1 pseudogene is annotated in these 520 nt (G+C 68.7%); it reads left to right on the top strand.

From position 1 onward, the window contains the following. A pseudogene (locus NS220_RS19030) lies at positions 1 to 476 on the top strand (Glu/Leu/Phe/Val dehydrogenase family protein); the annotation flags it as partial. Positions 477 to 520: the final 44 nt, after the last annotated feature.

Below are 520 nucleotides of genomic sequence, written 5' to 3'. Positions count from 1 at the left end.
CCAAGCTGCTGGCGAAGGACGGTGCGGTGCTGACCATCGCCGACGTGAACCAGGCGCGCGCGGAAGCGATGGCGGCGGAACTGGGCGCCAGCGTCGCCTCGGCCGACGAGATTCTGTTCGCAGACGTCGATCTGGTCAGTCCCAACGCGCTGGGCGCGGTGCTGAACGCCGATTCGATCCAGCGGCTGAAGGCCAAGGTCGTCGCGGGCGGCGCCAACAACCAGCTGGCGACCCGCGAGGACGGCGCGCGCGTGGCGGAAGCGGGCATCCTCTATGCCCCCGATTACGTCATCAACGCGGGCGGCATCATCAATGTCGGACTGGAGTATCTGGGCCAGGGCGACGAGGCGGAAGTCATGGCGCGCATCGCCAAGATCCCCGAGCGTCTGGAGCAGGTGTGGCAGCGCTCGGCCGAGACGGGCCATCCGGCGTCGGATGTCGCGGACGAGATCGCGCAAGGGCTGATCGGGCGCTGACCTGAATGAGACTCACGCCCCTCCCGCAAGCGGGAGGGGATGGG

The sequence above is a fragment of the Microbacterium testaceum genome, from assembly GCF_001476655.1.
GTDB lineage: Bacteria > Actinomycetota > Actinomycetes > Actinomycetales > Microbacteriaceae > Microbacterium > Microbacterium testaceum_C.
This window is presented reverse-complemented; position numbering and strand designations above follow the sequence as displayed.